Origin of the sequence: Desulfosarcina cetonica JCM 12296 (assembly GCF_001311845.1) — a bacterium.
Taxonomy (GTDB): Bacteria; Desulfobacterota; Desulfobacteria; order Desulfobacterales; family Desulfosarcinaceae; genus Desulfosarcina; species Desulfosarcina cetonica.
Map to the genome: position 1 here is coordinate 1 of NZ_BBCC01000481.1, position 1,030 is coordinate 1,030.

Below are 1,030 nucleotides of genomic sequence, written 5' to 3' on the forward strand. Positions count from 1 at the left end.
TGCTACCTCTCAGAATATCTGATTCTGGAAGTCCCAAAATGATATACCCAGCAACCCCGCCAGATAGCTATCCCGCAAGGTCTTGGTACCCCGCCAGATCAGTTCGGTTTTATGAATTGGGACGATAGTCCAGGCTACCCCGCCAATTGAAATGGGGCATCCCCTTTGGTAAATGGGAAGGTCACCACAACCCCCAACCACCAAAAAAGGATACCCCCTATGCCGCCAACAGCGACACGTGAAGACATTACAGCATATCTGAAGCTCGTCGAAAAGAACCAAATCAAACCCCATCGCTTGCCCGACTGTACCCAATGCGGTCTTGCCGCATGCTACTTTAAGATCCACGCCTATCGGGAACGCCGTTTTTTGATTATCGTCGACATGACCGTTCAACCCGAATATGCGCCGTTGGTCCGTTTCCGTTGTCCGGCCTGCAAGAAGACGGTTCCCTATTATCCCGATTTTGCCCTTCCGCATAAGCACTACACCCGTCAATCGATCATGGGATTTACCGGAAACTATTTCGCATCCGATACAATCACTTATCAACAGGCGGTCATGGACATGGAGCAGTTCAGTGTCGCAGGATATCCCGGTGGAGAAAAAAGTCTTGCACCATCAACGGTGCACCGGTGGGTGACGGCGCTCTCAAAGCTGGTCCACACCACGCAAACGGCCTTGAACCTGATCGGCCAGGAAAACCCGGCCACACGGGCATACCGCGATTTGGCCCAACTGACGATTGCGAATGGCAAATACAAACATCCGTCCCGTAAAAAGCAGCTGCTCAGTTGCTTGCGGCTGATCACCGTCGAGGCTTTTTTTAAGGCCACCTTCAACCTGTCGATTTTCACCAACCTGGCAATACGCTGCGCGTTCACCTGAGGTAGGATCACCTCCAAGACATCAAAGGAGGTGAGCAGTGGACAAAAAACAAGAAAAATGGGCCATCTTTTGGTGCGATCTCTTAAGTCCGGTAATTTTCGGAGAAATCGACGAGAATGCGACGAACCGGTTTCTCAAGGAG

Annotated in this window: 1 protein-coding gene; it reads left to right on the plus strand. The window is 51.3% G+C overall.

Annotated elements, in window-relative coordinates:
• Nucleotides 1-219 precede the first annotated feature (219 nt).
• On the plus strand, nt 220-888 hold the full coding sequence (locus JCM12296_RS35110) for a DUF6431 domain-containing protein (RefSeq protein ID WP_054702826.1): 669 nt from the start codon (nt 220-222) through the stop codon (nt 886-888).
• Nucleotides 889-1,030: the final 142 nt, after the last annotated feature.

Coding starts and splice junctions, on each gene's coding strand:
- JCM12296_RS35110 (WP_054702826.1), top strand. CDS start 220: ATGCCGCCAACAGCGACACGTGAAGACATTACAGCATATCTGAAGCTC.